The organism is Streptomyces sp. NPDC126497, from assembly GCF_040302425.1.
Taxonomy (GTDB): Bacteria; Actinomycetota; Actinomycetes; order Streptomycetales; family Streptomycetaceae; genus Streptomyces.
In genome coordinates this window covers 1-24,674 of record NZ_JBEORT010000111.1, presented here as the reverse complement: position 1 = coordinate 24,674, position 24,674 = coordinate 1, and the positions used below count along the sequence as shown (strand labels likewise).

20 protein-coding genes and 3 pseudogenes are annotated in these 24,674 nt (G+C 72.6%); 14 read left to right on the top strand and 9 right to left on the bottom strand.

All coding sequences use genetic code 11. The annotated features are described in order from the left end of the window. Positions 1-293: maltotransferase domain-containing protein (locus ABTY20_RS30505; protein WP_352000373.1), on the bottom strand; the 293-nt coding region annotated here is incomplete at its 3' end. 833 nt (positions 294-1,126) lie between these two features. On the opposite strand from ABTY20_RS30505, the gene ABTY20_RS30500 reads away from it, so the two are divergent. After that, on the top strand, positions 1,127-3,745 hold the full coding sequence (locus tag ABTY20_RS30500; protein ID WP_352000372.1) for a glycosyltransferase family 1 protein: 2,619 nt from the start codon (positions 1,127-1,129) through the stop codon (positions 3,743-3,745). Between the two features lie 205 nt (positions 3,746-3,950). On the opposite strand, the gene ABTY20_RS30495 is transcribed toward ABTY20_RS30500, so the two are convergent. From ABTY20_RS30495 to ABTY20_RS30480, 4 genes and pseudogenes are all read right to left on the bottom strand, one after another. After that, entirely contained in the window at positions 3,951-4,472 is a 522-nt protein-coding gene (locus ABTY20_RS30495; protein ID WP_352000371.1) for a DUF1990 domain-containing protein, read from the bottom strand. A 106-nt stretch (positions 4,473-4,578) separates the two neighbouring features. Next, positions 4,579-6,228: a M4 family metallopeptidase gene (locus tag ABTY20_RS30490; protein WP_352000370.1), complete on the bottom strand. Its 1,650-nt coding sequence runs from the start codon at positions 6,226-6,228 to the stop codon at positions 4,579-4,581. Between the two features lie 288 nt (positions 6,229-6,516). Continuing rightward, complete coding sequence (locus ABTY20_RS30485) at positions 6,517-8,562, bottom strand: M4 family metallopeptidase (protein ID WP_352000369.1); 2,046 nt, start codon at positions 8,560-8,562, stop codon at positions 6,517-6,519. 246 nt (positions 8,563-8,808) lie between these two features. Continuing rightward, positions 8,809-9,003: pseudogene (locus ABTY20_RS30480) on the bottom strand (ABC transporter ATP-binding protein); the annotation flags it as partial. Between the two features lie 112 nt (positions 9,004-9,115). Between ABTY20_RS30480 and ABTY20_RS30475 the strand changes: the two are divergent. From ABTY20_RS30475 to ABTY20_RS30465, 3 genes are all read left to right on the top strand, one after another. Next, positions 9,116-9,307, top strand: coding sequence for a hypothetical protein (locus tag ABTY20_RS30475; protein ID WP_352000368.1), 192 nt, complete (start codon positions 9,116-9,118; stop codon positions 9,305-9,307). Positions 9,308-9,313: 6 nt separating this feature from the next. Next, positions 9,314-9,586: a hypothetical protein gene (locus ABTY20_RS30470; RefSeq protein WP_352000367.1), complete on the top strand. Its 273-nt coding sequence runs from the start codon at positions 9,314-9,316 to the stop codon at positions 9,584-9,586. A gap of 124 nt (positions 9,587-9,710) precedes the next feature. Next, a complete protein-coding gene (locus ABTY20_RS30465) occupies positions 9,711-10,922 on the top strand; it encodes an RNA-guided endonuclease InsQ/TnpB family protein (RefSeq protein ID WP_352000366.1) in 1,212 nt (403 codons plus the stop codon). 58 nt (positions 10,923-10,980) lie between these two features. Here the strand turns inward: ABTY20_RS30465 and ABTY20_RS30460 are convergent, their stop codons facing one another. Next, positions 10,981-12,831: an ABC transporter ATP-binding protein gene (locus ABTY20_RS30460; protein ID WP_352000365.1), complete on the bottom strand. Its 1,851-nt coding sequence runs from the start codon at positions 12,829-12,831 to the stop codon at positions 10,981-10,983. After that, on the bottom strand, positions 12,828-14,666 hold the full coding sequence (locus ABTY20_RS30455) for an ABC transporter ATP-binding protein (protein WP_352000364.1): 1,839 nt from the start codon (positions 14,664-14,666) through the stop codon (positions 12,828-12,830). The genes ABTY20_RS30460 and ABTY20_RS30455 overlap by 4 nt, the downstream gene beginning before the upstream one ends. A 149-nt stretch (positions 14,667-14,815) precedes the next feature. Here ABTY20_RS30455 and ABTY20_RS35435 point away from each other — a divergent pair, with 149 nt between their 5' ends. From ABTY20_RS35435 to ABTY20_RS30445, 4 genes and pseudogenes are all read left to right on the top strand, one after another. Continuing rightward, positions 14,816-15,220 carry an ATP-binding cassette domain-containing protein gene (locus tag ABTY20_RS35435; RefSeq protein WP_502991924.1) on the top strand — a complete coding sequence of 135 codons (405 nt, stop codon included), beginning with the start codon at positions 14,816-14,818 and terminating at the stop codon, positions 15,218-15,220. Then, a pseudogene (locus ABTY20_RS35430) lies at positions 15,148-15,351 on the top strand (ATP-binding cassette domain-containing protein); the annotation flags it as partial. The gene ABTY20_RS35435 and the pseudogene ABTY20_RS35430, both read left to right, overlap by 73 nt. Before the next feature lie 241 nt (positions 15,352-15,592). Then, positions 15,593-15,754 (top strand): hypothetical protein, encoded by a 162-nt coding sequence (locus ABTY20_RS35425; RefSeq protein WP_502991923.1) that lies wholly within the window; start codon positions 15,593-15,595, stop codon positions 15,752-15,754. Next, positions 15,751-16,053: pseudogene (locus ABTY20_RS30445) on the top strand (ABC transporter permease); the annotation flags it as partial. The gene ABTY20_RS35425 and the pseudogene ABTY20_RS30445, both read left to right, overlap by 4 nt. A gap of 42 nt (positions 16,054-16,095) precedes the next feature. On the opposite strand, the gene glgX reads toward ABTY20_RS30445, so the two are convergent. Next, positions 16,096-18,357, bottom strand: coding sequence for a glycogen debranching protein GlgX (glgX, locus tag ABTY20_RS30440; protein WP_352000363.1), 2,262 nt, complete (start codon positions 18,355-18,357; stop codon positions 16,096-16,098). A 187-nt stretch (positions 18,358-18,544) separates the two neighbouring features. Here glgX and ABTY20_RS30435 point away from each other — a divergent pair, with 187 nt between their 5' ends. Together ABTY20_RS30435 and ABTY20_RS30430 are read left to right on the top strand one after the other, a co-directional pair. After that, entirely contained in the window at positions 18,545-19,771 is a 1,227-nt protein-coding gene (locus ABTY20_RS30435) for a L,D-transpeptidase (protein ID WP_352000362.1), read from the top strand. A 149-nt stretch (positions 19,772-19,920) separates the two neighbouring features. Then, positions 19,921-21,165, top strand: coding sequence for a L,D-transpeptidase (locus ABTY20_RS30430; RefSeq protein ID WP_352000361.1), 1,245 nt, complete (start codon positions 19,921-19,923; stop codon positions 21,163-21,165). A gap of 236 nt (positions 21,166-21,401) precedes the next feature. On the opposite strand, the gene ABTY20_RS30425 is transcribed toward ABTY20_RS30430, so the two are convergent. Continuing rightward, positions 21,402-21,710, bottom strand: a complete 309-nt coding sequence (locus ABTY20_RS30425) for an immunity protein CdiI family protein (protein WP_352000360.1) — start codon at positions 21,708-21,710, stop codon at positions 21,402-21,404. 172 nt (positions 21,711-21,882) lie between these two features. Between ABTY20_RS30425 and ABTY20_RS30420 the strand changes: the two genes are divergently transcribed. The 4 genes from ABTY20_RS30420 (at position 21,883) to ABTY20_RS30405 (ending at position 24,557) form a co-directional block, all read left to right on the top strand. Beyond that, positions 21,883-22,650, top strand: coding sequence for an enoyl-CoA hydratase/isomerase family protein (locus ABTY20_RS30420; RefSeq protein ID WP_352000359.1), 768 nt, complete (start codon positions 21,883-21,885; stop codon positions 22,648-22,650). Between the two features lie 275 nt (positions 22,651-22,925). Continuing rightward, positions 22,926-23,429: an ATP-binding protein gene (locus ABTY20_RS30415; protein WP_352000358.1), complete on the top strand. Its 504-nt coding sequence runs from the start codon at positions 22,926-22,928 to the stop codon at positions 23,427-23,429. A gap of 151 nt (positions 23,430-23,580) precedes the next feature. Then, on the top strand, positions 23,581-23,793 hold the full coding sequence (locus ABTY20_RS30410; RefSeq protein WP_352000357.1) for an EF-hand domain-containing protein: 213 nt from the start codon (positions 23,581-23,583) through the stop codon (positions 23,791-23,793). A 65-nt stretch (positions 23,794-23,858) separates the two neighbouring features. Then, positions 23,859-24,557: an NADPH-dependent F420 reductase gene (locus ABTY20_RS30405; RefSeq protein WP_352000356.1), complete on the top strand. Its 699-nt coding sequence runs from the start codon at positions 23,859-23,861 to the stop codon at positions 24,555-24,557. Positions 24,558-24,674 lie beyond the last annotated feature (117 nt).

The window sequence follows — 24,674 nt, the reverse complement described above, 5'->3', positions numbered from 1 at the left end:
CTCAGCACCACGTCGGCGGCGACCGCGTCGTGCCCCTCGCGGAACACGGTGGCCGTGACCTCGAACGTCTCGCCCACGACGGCCTTGGCCGGCCGGCGTCCCCGCTGGACCACCGGCCGGACGTCGAGGACGGGGATGCGCCCCACGGCGGTCGCGGGGGCCGGGGGCACGGCGGCGGGCGGCGGCGGGGGGCCGGTCTCGGCCGGGCGGACCGCGGCGGGTCCGGCGCCGCGCTCCACGGGGGGGCGGGCTCCCGGGGTCGGCGGGGATGACGAGTGGTGCGTGGCGGGCATGACCGCTCCTGTCCGCGTCAACGTGGGTGGGCGGATGACTGTGGGGAGGTGGGTCCTGCGTGATGCTGCTGAGGGAGTACCCGCAGGAGCCTTCCCATACTGTCCGGGTGGGCAATCCGGCACTTTGTTAACTACTCGCGCGTATGTCGACACACAAGACCGGCCTCCTCCGCACGGGCGGGTCCGGTCCGCGGCGGACCCGTTCCCGCCGCCGCCGGCACCGCCCGGAGCGTGCGCCGTCCGGTGCCCCGGCGGGGCACCGCCACGGGCCCGGCACCCGGAGCGCCCGGTTCGGCGCCCCGGTCCCGCATGAGCCCGGCTTCCCCCCGTCCCCCTCTTGACCTGCGCGTTCGCCCTCCACGCCGGGGTCACCCGCCGGTGCCCGGCACGGTACGGCGCCGCCGCGCCCGCAGCCCGTGGGGACGCTCCCGGCGTACCCGGGGGAGGCGGTCCGCGCGACACCGCCCGCGGCGGAGGACGGGGGGACCGGGATCCCCGGGCGAGCGGACCGGGACGGAACCGGAGGAGGAAAAGGCCGGTTTCTTGTCCTGCGGGCCGGCCGCGCCGGCCGTGACGGCCCGTTCCACGCCCGGCGGGAGTGCGGCGCGGGCCGTGGGTACCCGGGAGGGGAGGCGTCCGGTGCGGGGCGGTGCGCGACGAGAACGCCCACGGGGGCGGAACCGGCCATGTCCGACCTGAGGTGAATCGTTTGGACGGGGTCACGGAGGTACCCGTGTCTCCCGGCTTCCCGCGCGGACCGTGCCCGCGCCGGTACTGTCGGCAACGATGCCCGGACGCACACCGCGTCTCTCACGAACGCGCCGAGGTGGCTTGTGAAGGCGATCCGTCGATTCACCGTCCGACCCGTGCTCCCCGAACCCCTGCGCGCCCTCAGCGACCTGGCCCGCAACCTGCGCTGGTCCTGGCACGCGGAGACCCGTGACCTGTTCCGCTCCGTCGATCCCGAGGGCTGGGCCGCCGCCGGCTGCGACCCCGTGCGGCTGCTCGGCGGCGTGGCGGCCGAACGGCTCGCCGAGCTGGCCGGCGACCGTGACTTCCTGGACCGCCTCGACGCGGTCGCCGGCGATCTGGACGCCTACATGACCGGCGACCGCTGGTACCAGGCGCAGACCGGCCGGCTGCCCGCCGCCGTCGCCTACTTCTCCCCGGAGTTCGGCATCACGGCCGCCCTGCCGCAGTACTCCGGCGGACTCGGCATCCTCGCCGGCGACCACCTCAAGGCCGCCAGCGACCTCGGTGTCCCGCTCATCGGCGTCGGCCTGCTCTACCGGCACGGCTACTTCCGGCAGTCCCTCTCCCGGGACGGCTGGCAGCAGGAGCACTACCCCGTGCTCGACCCCAACGAACTGCCGCTCGACCAGCTCGAGGAGCCCGACGGCACCCCCGCCCGGATCACCCTCGCCCTGCCCGGCGACCGCTCGCTGCGGGCCCGGATCTGGCTGGCCCGGGTGGGCAGGGTCCCGCTGCTCCTGCTGGACTCCGACGTCGAGGAGAACGACCCCGGCGCACGCGGGGTGACGGACCGGCTCTACGGGGGCGGCAGCGAGCACCGGCTGCTGCAGGAGATGCTGCTCGGGATAGGAGGGGTCCGCGCGGTACGCGCGTACTGCAGGCTGACCGGGCACGCCGCACCCGAGGTGTTCCACACCAACGAGGGCCACGCCGGCTTCCTCGGCCTGGAGCGCATCGCCGAACTGCGGGCCGAGGGGCTGGACTTCGACGCGGCCCTCGAGGCGGTCCGGGCGGGAACCGTGTTCACCACCCACACCCCCGTCCCGGCCGGCATCGACCGCTTCGACCGCGAACTGGTCGCCCGGCACTTCGGCCCGCACGCCGAACTGCCGGACATGGAGGTCGACCGCATCCTTCGGCTCGGCACGGAGAGCTACCCCGGCGGCGAGCCCCACCTGTTCAACATGGCCGTCATGGGCCTGCGCCTGGCCCAGCGGGCCAACGGGGTCTCCCTGCTGCACGGGCAGGTCAGCCGGGAGATGTTCTCCGGGCTCTGGCCGGGCTTCGACCCCGAGGAGGTGCCCATCACCTCCGTCACCAACGGGGTGCACGCGCCCACCTGGGTCGCCCCCGAGGTGTACCGGCTGGGCGCCCGGCAGCTCGGCGCCCGGCGCGCCGAGGAGGCGCTGAGCGTCGGCGACTCCGACCGCTGGGACTCCGTCGCGGACATCGCCGACCGGGACGTCTGGGAACTGCGCCGCTCCCTGCGCGAGCTGCTGGTCCTCGAGGTGCGCGAGCGGCTGCGCGCCTCCTGGCGGCAGCGCGGCGCCGGGACGGCCGAGCTGGGCTGGATCGACGGGGTGCTCGATCCGGACGTGCTGACCATCGGCTTCGCCCGGCGCGTCCCGTCGTACAAGCGGCTGACGCTGATGCTGCGCGACCGGGACCGGCTGACGAAGCTGCTGCTGCACCCCGAGCGGCCGGTGCAGATCGTGGTCGCGGGCAAGGCGCACCCCGCGGACGACGGCGGCAAGCGGCTCATCCAGGAGCTGGTCCGCTTCGCCGACGACCCGCGCGTGCGCCACCGGATCGTGTTCCTGCCCGACTACGGCATGGGGATGGCGCAGAAGCTCTACCCCGGCTGCGACGTCTGGCTGAACAACCCGCTCCGGCCGCTGGAGGCGTGCGGCACCAGCGGGATGAAGGCCGCGCTCAACGGCTGCCTCAACCTCTCGGTCCTGGACGGCTGGTGGGACGAGTGGTTCCAGCCCGACTTCGGCTGGGCCGTGCCCACCGCGGACGGCGTGGGCACGGACCCGGACCGGCGCGACGCCATAGAGGCCGCGGCGCTGTACGACCTGCTGGAGCAGCGGATCACCCCGTGCTTCTACGACCGGGGGCGCACGGGACTGCCGGACCGGTGGATCGAGATGGTGCGGCGGACGCTGAGCCTGCTCGGGCCGAAGGTGCTGGCCGGGCGGATGGTCCGGGAGTACGTGGAGCGGCTGTACGCGCCCGCCGCGCACGCGCACCGCGCGATGGACCCGGACTCCGCGCGTTCCCTGGCCGGGTGGAAGGCGCGGGTGCGGGCCGCCTGGCACGGGGTGACCGTCGACCACGTCGAGACGTCCGCGACGGCGGCCACCGCGGAGCTCGGCACCACGCTCGGGCTGCGGGTGCGGGTGGGGCTGGGCGACCTCGAACCGGAGGACGTCGAGGTGCAGGCGGTCTCCGGGCGGGTGGACGGGGAGGACCGCATCACCGGTGCGACGGCGGTGCCGCTGAAACCGGTGGGGGCGCCGGATCCGGAGGGACGGTGGGTGTACGAGGGGCCGCTCTCGCTGGACCGGACGGGGCCCTTCGGCTACACGGTCCGCATCCTGCCCGGTCACCGGCTGCTCGCCTCCGGGGCGGAGCTGGGGCTGGTCGCGGTGCCGTCGGAGGACGTGGTGGAGGCGGCGGGACTGCTGATGCGGTGAGGCACGGCAGCCCCTTTGGCCTCGCTCAGCCCGTCCGGCACCACTCAGCCCCTCCGGCGCCTGAGGAGCGGGGGCCGGGGGCCGGGGGCAGCGCCCCGGGGACGGGACGGGAAGGGGCGGCGGGGGCGACCGAACGGGGTGCCGCCTGCGCCCACCCGTGCCGCCCTGGGGGAGGCGCGACTGCCCGCAGGCGGAGGGCGTGTGGTCAGTCCTGGTCGACGCCGCTCGTGGCCAGGCGGCGGAGGACCTTGCCGCAGCGGCGGGCGTACGCGTGCTGGAGGCCGCGGGTGGCCGGGCCGCCCGCGCGGGAGTACCAGCGGGCCGGCCTGCTGAACGCCTCCACCGTCAGCCACACCGTCCCGTCGCCGGTGCGGTCCACCACGAAGGACTCCTCGCCGCACTCGGGGTGCCCGGTCAGGGTGCCGTACGCCCAGCCGGCCCTGCGGTGCTCCTCCACCGTCCACACCACGCGGCAGGGCGCCTTCACGACCCCGGCGAGGGTGATGGTGACGTCGACGTCCGGGGCCGCGCGGTCGGCGGCGGTCTCGACGCCGACCCCCAGCTCGCGGTGCAGCTCCCAGGTGAGCAGCGCCCGGGCGGCCCGCCGGAAGACGTCCTCGCCCTCGCCGAGCCGCGTGCGCACGTGCATCGGGTGGAAGCCGGGAGGACAGAAGCCCTGCTCACGGGTCCCGCCGACGTGGTCGTAGGTGAAGTCCGCCGAAGACATGGGACCCAAGGGTAGGGGGCCGCAGGCCCCGGGGACGCGACCGGGGCGGCACCCGGAGCGGGGAAGGAACGCTCCGGGTGCCGCCCGGTGTGCGAGCGGGACGGGATCAGCTGACGTTGATCGCGGTCCAGGCCGCAGCGACCGCCTTGTACTCGGTGCTGCCGGAGCCGTACAGGGCCGACGCCGCGTTCAGGGTGCCCGTACGGGCCGCCTTGTAGTTGGTCGTCGAGGTGAAGTACGTGGTCAGCGCCTTGTACCAGATCTGCAGCGCCTTGGCGCGGCCGATGCCGGTGACGGTGGAGCCGTTGTACGTCGGCGAGTTGTAGGTCACGCCGTTGATGGTCTTGGAGCCGCTGCCCTCGGCCAGCAGGTAGAAGAAGTGGTTCGCGGGACCCGAGGAGTAGTGCACGTCGACCGAACCGAGGCCGGAGGACCAGTAGTCCTTCGAGGCGCCGTCCTTGCTCGGCTTGTCCATGTAGCGCAGCGGGGTGCCGTTGCCGTTGATGTTGATCTTCTCGCCGATGAGGTAGTCACCGGGGTCGGAGGAGTTGGCCGCGTAGAACTCCGCGCCCGCGCCGAGGATGTCGCTGGTCGCCTCGTTCAGGCCGCCGGACTCGCCGCTGTAGTTGAGGCCCGCGGTGTTGGAGGTGAGGCCGTGGCTCATCTCGTGCGCGGCGACGTCCAGCGAGGTCAGCGGGTGGGTGTTGCCGGAGCCGTCGCCGTAGGTCATGCAGAAGCAGCTGTCGGACCAGAAGGCGTTGACGTAGTTGCTGCCGTAGTGGACCCGGGAGTAGGCGGCCCTGCCGTCGCCGCGGATGCCGTTGCGGCCGAAGGTGTTCTTGTAGAAGTCCCAGGTCACCTGGGCGCCGTAGGCGGCGTCCACGGCGGCGGTCTGGTCGGTGGAGGAGCTGGAGGCGGCGCCGGTGCCCCAGGTGTCGTCCGCGTCGGTGAACAGGGTGCCGGTGCCGGAGGTGCCGCGCGCCAGGTTGTAGGTCCTGTGGCCGCCGCGGCCGGTGTCGTACAGCTGGTACGTCGAGCCCGACCTGTAGGTGCCCAGGGTGACCGTGCCCGAGTACAGGCCCTTGCCGGTGCCGGTGTGGACGCCCTGCCACTCGTACAGCTTCTCGCCGGTGGCGGCGTCGGTGATCACGTGCAGCTCGTTGGGGGTGCCGTCGTCCTGCAGGCCGCCGACCACGGTCTCGTAGGCCAGGACGGGCGTGCCGTCGGCGGCCCAGACCACCTTGCGGGGTGCGGAGTCGGCCTCCGTCCTCTCCGATCCGGCCGCCTCCGCGGCGGCGACCGCCTGCTTCTCGGCCTTGCCCGCGGTGATCCTCGGCGTCACGGAGGGCACCTTGACGGCCGCCCTGACGGCCTTGGTCACGGTTCTGGCGCCGCCGGCGGCCGGCTCGTGCACGACCAGGTCGCCGCCGAGCACGGGCAGCCCGTCGTAGGTGCGCTCGTAGCGGGTGTGGACCGTGCCGTCGGCGTCCTTGACGACGTCCTTGACGACCAGCTTCTCCTTGGCGCCGAGACCTATCTCGCCCGCGGTCTCGGTGGCCGACGCCTGCTGCTCCTGGATGAGGGAGGTGCGGGCGGCGGCGGACAGCAGCACCGGGACGCCGGCCGGCTTGCCGGCGGGCGCGGAGTCGGCGGCTGCGGTACCGGTGGTCAGACCGGTGGTGAGCAGGGCTCCGGCCACGACAGTGGTGGCGACGGCCAGAGCGGTGCGCTGGTGACGCGCGTAGAGGGGAGTCACTCGAGCTCCTCGTGTCAAGTGGGGGTGCCCGGGCGGTTGGGGGCCGGCCGGGGTGGTGCGGTGGTGCGGTGGTGCGTCGAGCGAAGGAAGAGTGACACCAGCGACGCGTACATGTCATGAGGGTCGAATGATGTTGGCCGAAAACAGTCGTCGAGGTGAAGATTGCGTGCGGGTAAAGCGGCGTGACCTCGGTAAAGACCCAACCAGGGGAGTGCATGGGCTCGGCAAAAAAGGGGCGTCGCCCCGGGGGTGCCTGACCACCCGGGGCGACGCTCTGACCACGGCTCTTTACGGGAAGGTGAGCTTCCAGCCGTTGATGTAGCCGGTGTCGTACCGGGCCCGGTCCTGGACGCGCAGGCTCCAGGTGCCGTTGGCGGTCTCGGAGGAGGCGTTGACCGTGAAGGTCTGGTTGATGTTGTCCGCGGAGCCGCCGCTGCGGTTGCGCAGGTTGTACACCGTGCCGTCCGGGGCCAGCAGGTCGACCACCAGGTCGCCGCTGTAGGTGTGCACGATGTCGACCGAGACCTGGAGGTTGGAGGGCGCGTTGCCGGTCCGTCCGGAGACGGTGATCGAGGAGGTCACCGCGGAGCCGGCGTCCGGGATCGACACGTCGGCGGTGTTCTCGAAGGACGTGCCGCCACCGCCGCCGCCGTCACCGGAGCGCGAGCCGACGTTGATGGCCGCCCACGCGTCCTGCACCGCCTTGTACTCGGCACTGTCCGTGCCGTACAGCTCACCGGTCGCCGCCAGGGTGCCGGTGCGGGCGCCCGCGTAGTTGGTGGTGGAGGTGAACTTGGTGGTCAGCGCGCGGAACCAGATCTTCTCCGCCTTGGCGCGGCCGATGCCGGTGACCGGGAGGCCGTCCGAGGTGGGCGAGTTGTAGGTGACGCCGTTGATGGTCTTGGTGCCGCTGCCCTCGCTCAGCAGGTAGAAGAAGTGGTTGGCGGGGCCGGACGAGTAGTGGACGTCGACGCTGCCGATGCCCGAGTACCAGGAGTCCTTGGACGCGCCGTCCCTGCTCGGCTTGTCCATGTAGCGCAACGGGGTGCCGTCGCCGTTGATGTCGATCTCCTCGCCGATGAGGTAGTCACCGACGTCGGAGGAGTTGTTGGCGTAGAACTCGACGGTCGAGCCGAAGATGTCGCTGGTCGCCTCGTTCAGGCCGCCGGACTCGCCGCTGTAGTTGAGGCCCGCGGTGTTCGAGGTCAGGCCGTGGGTCATCTCGTGCGCGGCCACGTCGATCGAGGTGAGCGGGTTGGCGTTGCCGGAGCCGTCGCCGTAGGTCATGCAGAAGCAGCTGTCGGACCAGAAGGCGTTGACGTAGTTGTTGCCGTAGTGGACCCGGGAGTAGGCGCCCACGCCGTCGCCGCGGATGCCGCTGCGGCCGTGCACGTTCTTGTAGTAGTCCCAGGTCAGCGCGGCCCCGTAGTGGGCGTCGGCGGCGGCCGACTCCAGGTTGGACGGGCTGCCGTTGCCCCAGACGTCGTCGGAGCCGGAGAAGAGCGTGCCGGTGCCGGAGGTGCCGCGGTTGAGGTTGTACGTCTTGTGCCCGCCGCGCGCCCCGTCGGTGAGGTTGTACGACGACCCGGACTGGGTGGTGGTCAGGTCGACGGTGCCGCTGTAGACGGTGTTGCCGGTCCCGTTGTGGACGGCCTGCCACTCGTACAGCTTCTCGCCCGTGGTGGCGTCGGTGACGACGTGCAGTTCCTGCGGGGTGCCGTCGTGCTGGAGACCGCCGACGACCGTCTCGTACGCCACGACCGGTTCGCCCCCGGCGGCCCAGATCACCTTGCGCGGGGCCCGGTCGACGTCGGCGTCCTCGGCCTTCTCGGCCTTCGCGGCGGACAGCGCCTGCTGCTCCGCCCTGGCGGCCGGCACCTCGGCGGTGGTGGTGGCGGGCTTCACCGCGGCCCGGGTGGCCTTGACGACGGCGTCGGCCTCACCGGTCCGGTCGCCCCGGACGACCAGGTCGCCGCCGAGGACGGGCAGGCCGTCGTAGGTGCGCTCGTAGCGGACGTGCACGGTGCCGTCGCGGTCCTTGAGGACGTCACGGACGACGAGCTTCTCCTTCGCGCCCAGGCCGAGGTCCTTCGCGGTCTGCGCCCTGGTGGCGTTCGCCTCGCGGATCAGCTCGGCGCGCTGGGCGGGGGTGAGCCTGACCGACTCCGAACCCGGCGTGCCCTTGCTCGCCGCCGCCGGCGCCTGCTCGGGGGCGGCGGCGGCGGTACCGGACTGCACGGCCGTGGCGATCAGCGCGGCCACCCCGGCGAGGGCGACGGCGGCGGCACGGCGGTGCGTGGCGTGGGGGGTGCGTCTGTGGGACCTGCTTCTCAACGCTGACTCCTTCTGCGCGGCCGCGGGTCGCGCGGCCTGGGGAGACCGGACGGCGGGTGAGCCGCCCGGGCAGAACGGAAGTGCTGTGAGCCGTGGCCGCCGGACAACGGTGGGGTGACGCTGTGGGGTTGCTGTGGAGCGGCCGTGGGAAGAGTGGCAGGGGATCGCGGTTTCTGTCAGGGGCGCGTCAGGAATTTGGCCGGAAACCGTTCGTTGTCCGGGAGTTCACGTTCGATATGCGGACCGTTACGGGAGGGGTGTGGGCCGGTCCCCGTGCCAGGAGCGCCACAGCGTCGCGTACGCCCCGCCGGCCGCCACCAGGGCGTCGTGCGTGCCCAGTTCGGTGAGTCTGCCGTCCTCCATGACGGCCACCCGGTCGGCGTCGTGCGCGGTGTGCAGCCGGTGCGCGATCGCGATGACCGTGCGGCCCTCCAGGACGGCCGTCGCCCCGATCACCCGGACCGAGCCGACCACCGCCACGGTCGACACTCCGAACGGATCCGCGACAGTCACCATCCGATACGAGTGGGACCTGCGGACCCAGATCAACACCATGCACCGGCACTGGGTGTTTCCCGCGGGCGACGAGGCCCAGGACGAGATCCGCAGACGTGTCCTGTTCCCCCGCGAGTTGGAGCGCTACGTGGAGGGCGCCGGCTTCGAGATCCTGGGCATGACCGATGGCGCAGGGGCAGCGCTCACCGGCCCGACCGCGTACACGGTGGCTCGGTACACCTGGGGATGACCGGCGGTGCGGAAAACCGAGGCCCGGCGGGACAACGACTGGTTGCGGGCCGGGAACGCGGATGTGCAGCAGCAGGCGTTGCAGGACTTCGCCAAGGCCAGGACGGCCCGGTTCGCCTCCGGGTTCGGCGAGCCCACCTGGCGCAGAAAGCATGCGCACGAGGGCTTCCACGTGATCGGCACCGACCGCGTTCCGGAGTCCCGTCCGGACGGTACCTCGAAGCTGAACACCAAGACCGGCAGGCAGGTGATGGGCCGGTCGGCGGTGAAGCGAATCTGACAGTGGCGACGCGAGGCGTCGCGGGTTCAGGTCCGGCGGAGCCGGACAGTGCGGTCACCGAGGGTGAGGCGGGGAACGGATGTTCCCAGCGACATCCGGTATGGCTCGTTCGTACGCTCTTCGCATGCAGCTTCGGTACGCCTTCCGGTTGTACCCGAGCGCCGTCCAGCAGACCGCGCTGGCCAGGGCGTTCGGGTGCGCCCGTGCCGTGTTCAATGACGCGGTCCGTGCCCGTGAGGACGCCCGTCAGGCCGGGCGGCCGTTCCCGACGGCCGGGGAGCTGTCCCGGAAGCTGATCACCGAGGCCAAGCGGACAGCCCAGCGTGCCTGGCTGGGTGAGATCTCCGCGGTGGTGCTCCAGCAGTCCCTGCGGGACGCCGAAACCGCGTACCGCAACTTCTTCGCCTCCCTCAAGGGCACCCCCAAGGGCCCGAAACCGGGTCCGCCGCGTTTGAAGTCCCGCAAGGATCACCGGCAGTCGATCCGGTTCACCGCGAATGCCCGCTGGAAGATCACCGTCGCAGGCCGTCTGGACCTGCCGAAGATCGGGGCGGTGAAGGTGAAGTGGTCCCGCACGCTGCCCGCCACCCCGACTTCCGTCACCGTCGTCAGGGACGCGGCCGGCCGGTTCTTCGCGTCCTTCGTCATCGACACCGACCCCGCCCGGATGCCCGCCACCGACCAGACCGTCGGTATCGATCTCGGCCTCACGCACTTCGCGGTCCTGTCCGACGGTACGAAGATCGACTCCCCGCGTTTCCTGCGGCGCGCGGAGAAGAAACTGAAGAAGGCCCAGTGGGAGCTGTCCCGCAAGCAGAAGGGATCCAAGAACCGCGCCAAGGCCCGCCTGAAGGTCGCCCGCGCTCACGCCAAGGTGGCTGATGCACGCCGCGAGTTCCACCACCGGCTCTCCACGAAGCTGATCTCCGAGAACCAAGGGATCGCCGTGGAGGACCTGTCGGTGGCGGGACTGGCCCGCACCAGGCTGGCCAAGTCCGTCCATGACGCGGGCTGGGCGTCGTTCGTGAACATGCTGGAGTACAAGGCCGCCCGGTACGGGCGCACCCTGGTGAAGATCGGCCGGTTCGAGCCGACCTCCCAGACCTGTTCCACCTGCGGGGCCAAGGACGGGCCCAAACCCTTGAACGTGAGGGAATGGACCTGCAGCGCCTGTGGCACGGTCCACGACCGCGACCACAATGCCGCACTCAACATCGAAACGGCCGCCGGACTGGCGGTATCCGCCTGCGGAGCGCCGGTAAGACCAGGACCCGTTCTGGCACAGCGCGAAGAAACAGGAAGCCACGGATTCCCGACCGGAAACCATGCCGCGTAGCGGCACGGCAACCAGTCAGGGAAGGCCAAAATCCCCGCCCTTCGGGGCGAGGAGCATGTCAAGCCAGACTGTCCCGCCAGGCCCGGTGCAGGTCGGCGAACCTGCCGGTGCCGGCGACCAGCCCGGCCGGGCTGCCGTCCTCCACGATCCGGCCGTGCTCCATCACCAGCACCCGGTCCGCGATCTCCACCGTCGACAGCCGGTGCGCGATCACCACCGCCGTACGCCCCCTCAGCACCGTCGCCATCGCCCGCTGCACCGCCCGCTCGCCGGGGACGTCCAGCGAGCTGGTCGCCTCGTCCAGGATGAGGACCGCCGGGTCCGCCAGCAACGCCCGCGCGAAGGAGACCAGCTGGCGCTGGCCGGCCGAGATGCGGCCGCCCCGCTTGCGCACGTCGGTGTCGTAGCCGTCGGGCAGGGCGGCGATGAAGTCGTGCGCGCCGATCTCCTTCGCCGCCCGCTCGATCTCCTCACGGGTGGCGTCCGGCCGGCCGATCGAGATGTTCTCGGCGACCGTGCCGGAGAACAGGAACGCCTCCTGCGTCACCATCACCACCTCGCGCCGCAGATCGCGTCCCGCGAGGTCGCGCAGGTCCACCCCGTCGAGCAGCACCCGGCCGTCGGTGGGGTCGTAGAAGCGGGCGAGCAGCTTCGCCAGCGTCGACTTGCCCGCGCCGGTGGAGCCGACGACCGCGACGGTCTGCCCGGCCGGGAGGGTGAGGCCGAAGCGGGGCAGCACCTCGCCGCCGGTGCGGTAGGCGAACCGGACGCCGTCGAAGACGACCTCGCGGCCGGGGAGCCCGGAGCGCCGGGCCGGCAGCTCTTGGGGGGCCGGCGGCTCGGGCACCGACGGGGTCTGCGCCAGCAGACCGGCGATCTTCTCCAGCGAGGCCGCCGCCGACTGGTAGGAGTTCAGGAACATGCCGAGCCGGTCGATCGGGTCGTACAGCCGGCGCAGGTACAGCACCGCCGCCGCCAGCACACCGAGTTCCAGCGACCCGTCCGCGACCCGGTGGGCGCCCCACAGCACGATCAGCGCCACCGTGGTGTTGGCGGTGATCCGGGAGCCGACGACGTAGCGGGCCATCTCAAGGAGCGCGTCGCCGTTGGTCCGCTCGTGCCGCCGGTTCAGCACCGCGAAGTCGGCGTCGTTGGCGGCCTCCCGGCGGAAGGCGCGCACCGGCCGGATGCCGTTCATCGTCTCGACGAACTTCACGATCACCGCCGCGATGGCCGTCGACCGCTTCCGGTACACCCGCCCCGCCCGCCGCCGGTACGACCGCACGAGCCCGTACAGCGGCACGAAGGACGCCACCGCGACGGCGCCGAGCCCGAGGTCCAGCCAGAGCAGCAGCACCGAGACGTAGACGGCCGACAGGATGACCATCACCAGTTCCTGCAGGCCCTCCTCCAGCAGCTCCCGCAGCGACTCGACGTCGGTGGTGGAGCGGGAGATGAGGCGGCCCGAGGTGTAGCGCTCGTGGAAGTCGACGCTGAGCGCCTGCGCGTGCCGGAAGATGCGGCCGCGCAGGTCGAGCAGCACGTCCTGGCTGACCCGGGCGGAGGCGGTGACGAAGCCGTACTGCAGCGCTCCGGCCGCCCCCGCGCACAGCAGGTAGCCCACCGCCACCGCGATCAGCGGCCCGTCGTCGTCGCCGCGGAACGCGGGCACGGCCCGGTCGATGGCGTACGCCACCAGCAGCGGGCCCGCCTGCACGGCGGCCTGCTGGAGCAGCAGCAACAGCGCGGTGACGGCCACCCTGCCGCGCAGCGGCGACAGCAGGGAACGCAGCAGTGCGCCGGTGGCGCCCGGGGGAGCGGGCAGCCGGTCCTGGTCGAAGGGGTCGTCGGACGGCGGGGTCCGGTCGTCGTCCTGGCTTTCGACGGGTGCGGTGGTGGCCGCCGTCATCGCTCGTCCTCCTGTTCCCCCGCGGGGGCGCCGGACATGAGGTGCGCGTACTCGGGGTTGTCGCGCAGCAGTTCGTGGTGGGTGCCGACCGCGGTGATCCGGCCGCCGGAGAGCAGGGCGACGCGGTCGGCGAGCAGGACCGTGGAGGGGCGGTGGGCCACGATCAGGGCGGTGGTGTCCGCGAGCACCCGGCGCAGGGCGGCCTCGACCGCGGCCTCCGTGTGCACGTCGAGCGCGGACAGCGGGTCGTCGAGGACCAGGAAGTCGGGGCGTCCGACGACGGCCCTGGCCAGCGCGAGCCGCTGCCGCTGACCGCCGGAGAGGCTGAGCCCCTGCTCGCCGACCGGGGTGTCCACCCCCTGCGGCAGCGCGTGCGCGAAGTCGGCCTGGGCGACGGCGAGGGCGCGCTCCAGGTCCGCCTCGCCGCTCCCGCCGCCCATCAGCACGTTCTCGCCGACGGTCGCGGAGAAGAGGGTGGGCTCCTCGAAGGCGACGGCGACCCGGGACCGCAGCTCCTCGCGGGACATCTCGGTGATGTCCGTCCCGTCGAGGGTGATCCGGCCGGAGGTCACCTCGTGGAGGCGCGGCACGAGCGCGGTGAGGGTGGTCTTGCCGCTGCCGGTGGCACCGACGAGGGCGAGGGACTCGCCGGGGCGGATGTGGAGGTCGACGCGGTCCAGGACGGGCGGGGAGCCCGGCGGGGCGTCGGGGTAGCGGAAGCTGACGTCCTCGAAGACCAGCCCTTCCGCCGCCGCGCCCACCCGTGCCGCGGGGGCGGCACGGGTGGGCGCGGCGGCGCTCCGCGACGCCGGGCTGCGCCACGGCCCCCCGCGCACCCCGGATTCGGGTTCCGCGTCCATCACCTCGAAGTACCGTTCCGTCGCCGTCGCCGCCTCCTGGCTCATCGCCAGCAGGAAGCCGATCGAGTCCACCGGCCACCGCAGGGCGAGCGCCGTGGACAGGAACGCCACCAGCGTTCCCGCGGACAGCGACCCGTCCGCCACCCGCACGGCCCCCAGCACCAGCGCCGCCCCGATCGCCAGCTCGGGAAGCGTCACGATGACGCCCAGGATCGTCGCCAGCAGCCGGGCCTTGTGCAGCTCCGTCCCCCGCAGCCTCCCCGACAGCTCCCGGAACGCCCGCGCCTGGCTGCGGTGCCGGCCGAACCCCTTGATGATCCGGATGCCGAGCACGCCCTCCTCGACCACCGTCGTCAGATCGCCCACCTGGTCCTGCGCCAGCCGGGCCGCCCCGGAGTACCGCTTCTCGAACACCACGCAGGTGATCAGCACCGGCACGGCCGGGATCAGGATCACCAGCCCCAGCGTCCAGTCCTGCACCAGCATGATGATCACGCCGACGAGAATCGTCACCCCGTTGACCAGGAGGAACGTCAGCGGGAAGGCCAGGAACATGCGCAGCAGCATCAGATCCGTCGTGGCCCGCGACAGCAACTGCCCCGAGGGCCACCGGTCGTGGAAGGCGACCGGCAGCCGCTGCAGGTGCCGGTAGAGCTCCGCCCGCATCTCCGCCTCGACGTGCGACAGCGGACGCGCCACCAGCCACCGCCGGAACCCGAACAGCAGCGCCTCCGCCAGCCCGAGCAGCAGCAGGTACAGCGCGCCGAGCCACACCCCCGCCGGATCCCGGTCGGCGACCGGACCGTCCACCATCCACTTCAGGACGAGCGGGATGACCAGTCCGATGCAGGAGGCGACGATCGCGATGAACGCGGCGGTGAACAGCCGCGCCCGCACGGGCCGCACGAACGGCCACAGCCGCAGCAGCGTCCGCACGGTGGAGCGGGGTTCCGGGGGGGAAGGTGTAGTGGGCATCAGCAGCGAGCCTACGGAACGCCACTGACGCTGCCCACCGGGTTTCGACCGGACCCCCTTCCGTCGTCGGTCCTACGACCTGCGACTACGGAAAAGTCGTACGCCACGTATCAACCGATCGGCCGATACCCGTTCGAGCGCACCGGCCGATGCGCCGGTGCCCCGCGTACGGCGACGCTGGAGCCATGTCCGTCATCGACGTCACCGATCTGCGCAAGTCCTACGGAGGCCGTGCGGCCGTCGACGGTGTCTCCTTCACCGTCGAGGAGGGCGAGATCTTCGGCATCCTCGGCCCGAACGGCGCCGGCAAGACCACCACCGTGGAGTGTGTCGAGGGCCTGCGCGTCCCCGACGCGGGCCGCGTCCGGGTCACCGGCCTCGATCCCGTGGCCGACCACCGGGAGGTCACCCGCGTCCTCGGCGCCCAGCTCCAGCAGAGCGAGCTGCAGCCCAAGCTCACCGTCCGCGAGGCCCTGGAGCTGTACGCCTCCTTCCACCCCCGTCCCGCCGACTGGCGCCCGCTCGCCGAACGGCTCGGTCTCGCCCGAAGCTGACCACCCGGTTCGCCGAGCTGTCCGGTGGTCAGAAGCAGCGCCTGTTCATCGCGCTCGCCCTGATCGGCAATCCGCGGATCGTGGTGCTGGACGAGCTCACCACCGGCCTCGACCCGCGCGCCCGGCGCGACACCTGGGAGCTGATCGAGGACATCCGCGCGGGCGGCGTCACCGTCCTCCTCGTCACCCACTTCATGGAGGAGGCCCAGCGCCTCTGCGACCGCATCGCGGTGATCGACCGGGGGCGGGTCGCCGCGCTGGACACCCCGGCCGGCCTGATCCGCCGCTCGGCGGGCGCCACCGTCATCGGCTTCAACCCCGTCCGCCCCGCTGGACGACGCCGACCTGAGGGCGCTGCCCGGGCTCGCCTCGGTGCGGCACAAGGACGGCCGGGTCACCCTGTCCGGCACCGACGAGACGGTCGACGCCGTCCTCACCCTCCTCGCCCGCTCCCGCGTCACCGCCCACCAGCTGCGCGTCACCGACGCCACGCTGGACGACGCCTTCCTGGACCTCACGGAGACCCCGGCATGAGCACCGACGTCCTCGACACCGCCGTCCTGCGGACCGAGTTCCGCCTCTTCCGGCGCGAACCCGGCGGCATCTTCTGGGGCACGCTCTTCCCGACCCTGCTGCTGGTGGTCCTCGGCTCCATCCCCTCCTTCCGCGAGGCCGACCCCGGCCTCGGCGGTCTGCGCCCGGTCGACGCCTACGTGCCGGTGGCCGTCCTCCTCGGACTGATCGTCGGCGGGCTCCAGGGCATGCCGCCGACCCTCACCGGCTACCGGGAGACCGGCATCCTGCGCCGGATGTCCACCACACCGGTACGCCCCTTACGACCGGGGCATCCTCGGCTGACCGGGCGCCGCCGCCGGTCAGGTCCCCACCCGCAGCAGCAGCACCGTCCGGCCCGGCACCGTGATCCGCGTCCCCCCGCGGTGCTCCACGGCCGGGGCCCGGTCCTGCTCCTCCCGCCCGGTGTCCACGACCACCTCGTACCGCTCGGCCCACGGCGGCCCCGGCAGCTCGAACTCCACCGGATCGTGCCCCGCGTGCAGGACGGCCAGGAAGCTGTCGTCGAGGACCGGAGCCCCGTGCTCGTCGCGCCCCGGGATGTCCCGCCCGGAGAGGTACATGCCGAGCGTGGCGGCCGGCGCGTACCAGTCGTCCTCGGTCATCTCCGTGCCGCGCGGGGTGAACCAGGCCAGGTCGCGCAGCCCGTCCGCGGAGTGCGCGCGGCCGGAGAAGAAGGCGCGGCGGCGCAGCACCGGGTGCCGGTGGCGCAGGGCGATCAGCCGGGAGGTCAGCTCCCGCAGGGGCCGCCAGTCCGGGTCGTCCACGAGCGTCCAGTCCACCCAGCCGGTCTCGTTGTCCTGGCAGTAGGCGTTGTTGTTGCCGCCCTGGGTGCGGCCCATCTCGTCGCCCGCGACCAGCATCGGCACGCCCGTCGACAGCAGCAGCGTGGTCAGCAGGTTCCGCAGCTGCCGCCGCCGCAGGGCCCGTACGCCCTCGTCCTCCGTCTCCCCCTCCGCGCCGCAGTTCCAGGACCGGTTGTCGTCCGTGCCGTCCCGGTTGCCCTCGCCGTTCGCCTCGTTGTGCTTGCGCCCGTACGACACCAGGTCGCGCAGGGTGAAGCCGTCGTGCGCGGTGACGTAGTTGACCGAGGCGTACGGCCGCCGCCCGCCCCGGGCGTACAGGTCGCTGGAGCCGGACAGCCGGTAGCCCATCTCCCGCACGTCCGGCAGCGCGTGCCGCCAGAAGTCCCGCACGGCGTCGCGGTAGCGGTCGTTCCACTCCGTCCACGGGGGAGGGAACGCGCCCACCTGGTACCCCCCGGAGCCCACGTCCCACGGCTCGGCTATCAGCTTCACCCGGCGCAGCACCGGGTCCTGGGCGATCACCGCGAGGAACGGGGAGAGCATGTCCACGTCGTGCGTCGAGCGGGCCAGCGCCGCCGCCAGGTCGAAGCGGAAGCCGTCCACGCCCATCTCCGTCACCCAGTAGCGCAGGGAGTCCGTGATCAGCCGCAGCACGTGCGGCTGGACGACGTGCAGGGTGTTGCCGCAGCCGGTGTAGTCGGCGTACCGGCGGGCGTCCGGCTGGAGGCGGTAGTAGCCGCGGTTGTCGACGCCCTTCAGGGAGAGCGTCGGGCCCAGCTCGCCCGCCTCCGCGGTGTGGTTGTAGACCACGTCGAGGATCACCTCGATGCCGGCCGCGTGCAGGGCGCGCACCATCCGCTTGAACTCGCCGACCTGCTGCCCCCTCGTCCCGGTGGCCGCGTAGCCCGCGTGCGGCGCGAAGTAGCCGATGGAGTTGTAGCCCCAGTAGTTGCGCAGCCCCCGCCGCAGCAGGTGGTCCTCGTGCGCGAACTGGTGCACCGGCAGCAGCTCCACCGCCGTGACGCCCAGCCGCACCAGGTGCTCGACCGCGGCGGGGTGCGCGAGGCCGGCGTAGGTGCCGCGCAGTTCCCCGGGGACGCCGGGGTGCCGCTGGGTGAAGCCCTTGACGTGCAGTTCGTAGATCACCGTGTCCGCCCACGGCGTCTTCGGCCGGCGGTCGTACGTCCATTCGTCGTCGGGTCCGCCGTCGTGGACGACCACGCCCTTGGGGACGTGCGGCGCGGAGTCCCGGTCGTCGCGCACGGTGTCCGCGACGTGCTGCTCCGGCCAGTCGCGGACGTGCCCGTACACCTCGGGCGGCAGCGCGAAGTCCCCGTCCACCGCGCGCGCGTACGGATCCAGCAGCAGCTTCGCCGGATTCCAGCGGGCGCCGGTCCACGGGTCCCAGCGGCCGTGCACCCGGTAGCCGTACCGCTGACCGGGCAGCACACCCGGCACGAAGCCGTGCCAGATCCCGTGCGTCAGCTCGGTGAGCCGGGCCCTGCTCTCCCCGCCCCGCTCGTCGAACAGGCACAGCTCGACGCCCTCCGCCCCGCCCGCCCACAGCGCGAAGTTGGTCCCCGCCGCCCCGTCCGGACCGGCCCGGAACCGGGCGCCCAGCGGCGTCGGCCGGCCCGGCCGCACCGGCACCGTGGGTACGGGCGGCGCCGGCCGCACGCCGTTCACGACGGCCGCCGGGCGCCCGTCCCCGGTGGCCCGTCCCGGGGCCACCGTCTCCTGCTCGGCTGCGCTGGACACCTGTCAGCCTCCCGCGGCTCGTGGGGGACGGCGGCGGACAGGGGTGTGCGGCCCGTTCATCGGCTCGGCCGCGGTTCCCGGCGCGTCGTCCTCCCCACTGTTCTGCCCAGAGCGTGCCTCGCACTCACGTTTCCCCCGGGGGCGGCACGGTCGTTTCCCGGAGCCGAGGCCCGTCGTTGGGCACCGCGTGAGGTACGTACAAGGGCGCGCACGGCGCGCGAGGGCCGTGCTGGCCGCCGTAGTGACATGGGCAGGACTGCTGACCGGAGCCGCCGGCTGCACCGCGGACGGCACCGCCGGCGGTGCGGCCGGGCCCCCGGCCGCCGAGGACGTCATCCGCGTGTCGCCCGACGACGGCAGCAAGGACGTGCGGCCCGGCTCGCGGCTGCGGGTGCGGGTGCCGGACGGTCGGCTGGAGTCGGTGAAGGTCGTCGTGGAGCAGGACGCGCGGGAGAAGCGGGTCCCCGGGCGGATCTCCGGCGACGGGCTGACCTGGAGGCCCGACGACGAACGGCTGGCGCTTGCCGCGAAGTACACCGTCGACGCGGTGGCCGTGGACGGCGTCGGCCGCCGCTCCGCCCGGCACACCACTTTCACCACCTTCGTCCCGGAGGAACGCTTCATCGGCTACGTCGCCCCGGAGCACCGCTCCACCGTCGGCACCGGGATGATCGTCTCCCTGGAGTTCAACCGGAGGATCGCCCACCGCGCGGCCGTCGAACGCGCCGTCCGCGTCACCGCCCGCCCGGCCGTCGAGGTCCGACCGCACTGGTTCGGCGGCTCCCGGCTGGACTTCCGCCCCGAGGAGTACTGGAAGCCCGGCACCGAGGTCACCGTCGACCTGGACCTGCGCGACGTCGAGGGGGCGCCGGGCGTCTACGGCCTCCAGCGCCGCACCCTCACCTTCACCGTCGGCCGCAGCCAGGTGTCGGTGGTCGACGCCGCCGCGCACACCCTGCGGGTGCGGCGGGACGGGGAGCTGCTGGCCACCGTGCCCATCACGGCGGGGGCGCGCAGGACGCCCACGTACAACGGCACGATGGTGATCACCGAGATGCTCGAGGTCACCCGGATGAACAGCCGCACGGTCGGCTTCGGCGGCGAGTACGACATCCCCGACGTCCCGCACGCCATCCGCCTGACCAGCTCCGGCACCTTCCTGCACGGCAACTACTGGGCCGACGCCGACGTCTTCGGCGACTCCAACGTCAGCCACGGCTGCATCGGTCTGCGCGACGTGAAGGGGGGCGGACCGGACACCCCGGCGGGCTGGTTCTTCGACCGCAGCCTCGTCGGCGACGTCGTCGAGGTCGTCAACAGCGAGGACAAGCGGGTCGCCCCGGACAACGGCCTCGGCGGCTGGAACATGAACTGGAAGGAGTGGACGGCGGGCAGCGCGGTGAAGCACCGCTGACCCGCCTCCCCCGGCGGGCCGTTGAACTTGGAACGGAACGGTGACACACCCGTCGCCCCGGACGCCCCTGGCCTGTGGTTACTATCGCCGTGCGCGCGAGGGGCGCGCGGGGGCGCGGGCCCGGTCGGGCCCGCCGAGGGGAGAAACAAGTGAACGTGGGGCCCATATCGGGGGCGGCGCCGGGGGGCGCACGCAGGCGCGGCGGCAGGAGGGCGGCAGCGCTGGCACTCGGCGTGATGCTGGCGGTGACCGCCTGCGGCGGCGGAGGATCGGAGGCGGGGACCGGCTCGGGCGACGGCAAGGGCAAGGACTCCACCGCGGCGCGGAGCAAGCAGTCCGAGGCCGTGGTGAGCATCGCGCCCGAGGACGGCGCGAAGTCCGTCGAGACCAGCGGCGCGCTGAAGGTGACCGCCGGCAAGGGCAAGCTGACCGACGTCGTCGTCAAGGACCCGGACGGCGACAGGGTCGACGGGAAGATATCCGGCGACGGCGCCACCTGGACGCCGTCCACCCACCTGGCCGCCTCCACCACGTACACGGTGCACGCGGTCGCCAAGGACTCCGAGGGCCGCACCGCCGCCGAGGACTCCCGCTTCACCACCCTGACGCCGAAGAACACCTTCATCGGTCACTTCACCCCCGAGGACGGCTCCAAGGTCGGCGTCGGCATGCCGTTCTCGCTGCGCTTCACCCGGGGCATCACCAACCCCGAGGACGTCGAGAAGGCCATCCGCATCACCACCGAGCCGGCCGTCGAGGTCGAGGGCCACTGGTTCGGCAACGACCGCCTCGACTTCCGCCCCGAGAAGTACTGGAAGGCCGGCACCAAGGTCACCGTCGACCTCAACCTCGACGGCGTCGAGGGCCGCGACGGCGTCTACGGCGAGCAGTCCAAGAAGGTCTCCTTCACCATCGGCCGCGAGCAGGTCTCCGTCGTCGACGCCAAGAAGCTCACGATGAAGGTCAAGCGGGACGGCAAGGTCATCAGGACCATCCCGGTCACCACCGGCGCGCCCGGCTACGAGACCTGGAACGGCAAGATGGTCATCAGCGAGAAGCTGACGGTGACCCGGATGAACGGCGAGACGGTCGGCTACGGCGGCGAGTACGACATCAAGGACGTCCCGCACGCCATGCGCCTGTCCACCTCCGGCACCTTCATCCACGGCAACTACTGGGGCGGCGACGCCTTCGGCAACCGCAACGCCAGCCACGGCTGCGTCGGCCTGCGCGACGTCCGCGGCGGCTGGGACAAGGACGCCCCGGCCGCCTGGTTCTTCAACAACTCCCTGCTCGGCGACGTCGTGGAGGTCAAGAACTCCGACGACGCCGTCATCGCCCCGGACAACGGCCTCAACGGCTGGAACATGTCCTGGGAGAAGTGGAAGGCCTGACCCCCCCGCGCGACGCGTCCGGCCCCGGTGCGAGGTACCGCACCGGGGCCGGACGCCGTCCCCGCACGTGCCCCATTTCGGCATCGAGGCGGAGGAGGGACGATGTCCGGGGTTCCGGTCCCGCCGCGCCGGCTGAGGCCCCTGAGCAAGGCTTGACGACCCACGGCACGCCGTGCTCAGGAGCCCTTTCGCCAGAGGCCAGGTCCGTCGGCGCTCGGACGGAAACGCCGCTCCCCTCAGAGCAGGCTCTCGTCCCGGACCGTCCAGCCCGTACCCAGCTCGCGGCGCAAAGCGGCCAGGGCCGCGTGCGCCCGCTGCTTGAAGGCCTGCCGCTCCTCGTCCGACCACGGCGAGGGGTCCGGCGGATACTTCCAGTCGATCGACGACTGGTACCACTCGGACAACTTCGCCAGTTCCTCCCGGGTGGCCGGGCTGATCGGCAGCCTGTCCAGCACGCAGGGGTAGCCGTACGGGCTGTCCATGTCCTCCGGCCACAGGGGGGTGTCCACACCCGCCTCGAAGAAGAACCGTAGGCAGTGGGTCATGCGACATCCTTTCGGGCATCCGCGGGTACGGCGCGAGCGGGGGGCTCTGTCCTGTCGACGGCTGAGCATCATGCCCCACCGGCTGGACGCGCGCGCAGGGAGATCGCCCGGTGGGGGCCCGCCGGGTGGGCCGTGGTGTCCCCGCGTGTGAACGACCGCTAACCTGCGGGGCATGACCGTACATCTGGAAGTCGCCGAAGGCGTCGGCACGCTGCGGCTGGACCGGCCGCCCATGAACGCGCTGGACGTCGCCACGCAGGACCGGTTGAAGGAGCTCGCCGAGGAGGCCGCGCGGCGCGAGGACGTGCGCGCCGTGGTGATCCACGGCGGCGAGAAGGTGTTCGCGGCGGGCGCGGACATCAAGGAGATGCAGGCCATGGACCACGCGGCCATGGTGCTGCGCTCCAAGGCCCTCCAGGACTCCTTCACCGCCGTGGCCCGCATCCCCAAGCCGGTGGTGGCCGCCGTCACCGGCTACGCGCTCGGCGGCGGGTGCGAGCTGGCGCTCTGCGCCGACTACCGGATCGCCGGGGAGAACGCCAAGCTGGGCCAGCCCGAGATCCTGCTCGGCCTGATCCCGGGCGCGGGCGGCACCCAGCGGCTGTCCCGGCTGATCGGCCCCTCCAAGGCCAAGGACCTCATCTTCACGGGACGCCAGGTGCGGGCCGACGAGGCGCTGGCGCTGGGCCTGGTGGACCGGGTGGTGCCCGCCGACGAGGTCTACGCGCAGGCGCACGCGTGGGCCGCGAAGCTGGCGCAGGGGCCGGCGATCGCGCTGCGCGCGGCGAAGGAGTCGATCGACACCGGTCTCGAGACGGACATCGACACCGGGCTCGCCGTCGAACGGAACTGGTTCGCGGGCCTGTTCGCCACCGAGGACCGCGAGCGGGGGATGCGCAGCTTCGTGGAGGAGGGGCCGGGCAAGGCGAAGTTCCTGTGAAATCCACTCCCCGCTCTTGCAATTGACACGATGTCTGATTTCCGGGTCCCTCGACGGGGCGGACTGTGGAAGCCTTGGGGCGCCCTTAAGCCGTTCGTGTCGAGGGAGCCCGTCGATTGCCCGAGAGCGAGTCGTTTCCCCGGGCCGGACGGCACTTCGGTGGTTCCGAAGTGCCGGCGGCCCATGCCGGTGGCGCTCTGCCGGGCGGGGGCGTACGGGGGGCGCATTCCCCCGGAACGGTCTTCCGGGGTCCCGGGGGCGGCCATGATGGGGGCATGGCGGGGCTGGAGGGAAGGGAACAGCCGCGGGAGGACGGACGTGCGGCCGCGTCGCGCTGGTCGCCGACGGTCGAGGACGAACGCGCCCTGAAGGCACTGGAGTCGTTCGGCAGCCCGGCGGAGGCGGAAGTTCCGATGCCGTCCCGCCCGGAGTCCGCCGCCACCGCCCGCCGGCTCGTCCAGGTGGTCGTCCTGCGGGAGTGGGGCCTCACCGCCAAGGCCGCCGAGGACGCCGTCCTGCTCGTCTCCGAACTGGTCGGCAACGCCGTGCGCCACACCGGCGCCCGGGTCTTCGGGCTGCGCATGCGCCGCCGGCGCGGCTGGATCCGCGTCGAGGTCCGCGACCCGTCCCGCGGACTGCCCTGTCTCATGCCGGTCCAGGTCATGGACGTCAGCGGCCGGGGCATCTTCCTCGTCGACAGGCTCGCCGACCGCTGGGGCGTCGACCTGCTGCCCCGCGGCAAGACCACCTGGTTCGAGATGCGGGTGACGGACCGCTGAGGGCTCCCGCGGCGTGTCACCACCCGCGCTCCCCGAGTCCTCGCCCACGGGAGGGCCCGCGGGCGGGTGGTCGCCGCACTGGAGGATCAGGGAGCCCGATAATCTGACCTGCGTCAGCAAGGCGACAACGTACGAGACGAGGGGCGGACCGGTGGCGGACATCGAGGAAGCGCGCAAGCAGTTCGAGCGGATCGACACGGACGGGGACGGGGTCATCACCGCCGCCGAGTTCAAGGCCGCCCTGGCGCAGGGCGGTGACTGGAACGTCACCGAGTCGGTCGCCGAGGCCGTGATCAGGTCCCGGGACCTGAACGGCGACAAGGTCCTGTCCTTCGAGGAGTTCTGGACCCACGTGAACAAGTAGGTCCGGAATAGCCCGCCCGCCCCGGGGGTTGGTGCCGATCACGGTGGTTCCCGGAGGGAACCGGAGTGGACACCGATCCCCGGAAGGCGAGGCGAGCGGACATGAAGATCGGCATCATCGGAGCGGGCAACATCGGGGGCAACCTCACGCGGCGGCTCACCGCCCTCGGCCACGACGTCTCCGTGGCCAATTCCCGCGGCCCCCACACGCTCACCGAGCTGGCCGAGGAGACCGGCGCGACCCCGGTACGGGCCGAGGAGGCGGCGCGCGGCGCCGAGATCGTCGTCGTCACCGTCCCCCTGAAGGCCGTACCGGACCTGCCGTCCGGTCTGTTCGACGAGGCCGCCGACGGCGTGGCCGTCATCGACACCGGCAACTACTACCCGCGGCAGCGCGACGGCAGGATCGCCGGCATCGAGGACGAGGGCCTCACCGAGAGCCGCTGGACGGAACGGCAGCTCGGCCACCCCGTGATCAAGGCCTTCAACGGCACCTACGCCCAGGACATCCTGGACCGCCACCGCCCCGCCGGCGACCCCGAGCGGATGGCGCTGCCCGTCGCCGGTGACGACGAGGCGGCCAAGCGGAAGGTCCGGGCCCTGATCGAGGAGCTCGGCTTCGACACCGTGGACGCGGGCGGCATCGACGACTCCTGGCGCCAGCAGCCCGACACCCCCGTCTACGGCCTGCGCGCCGGCGCGCAGGCCGTCGCCAGGGCACTGGCGGAGGCCTCCCCGGAGCGCAAGCCGGAGTTCCGGGCCTAGGACCCGCCCGCCGGGCGGGTGCGGGGGCCGGCACGGCACGGGGGCCCACGGGACCGCGGGCCGGTCCGGGCAGGTCCCGGCCGGACGCGCGGTTTCCCGGACGTCCGGCGTTCCGGG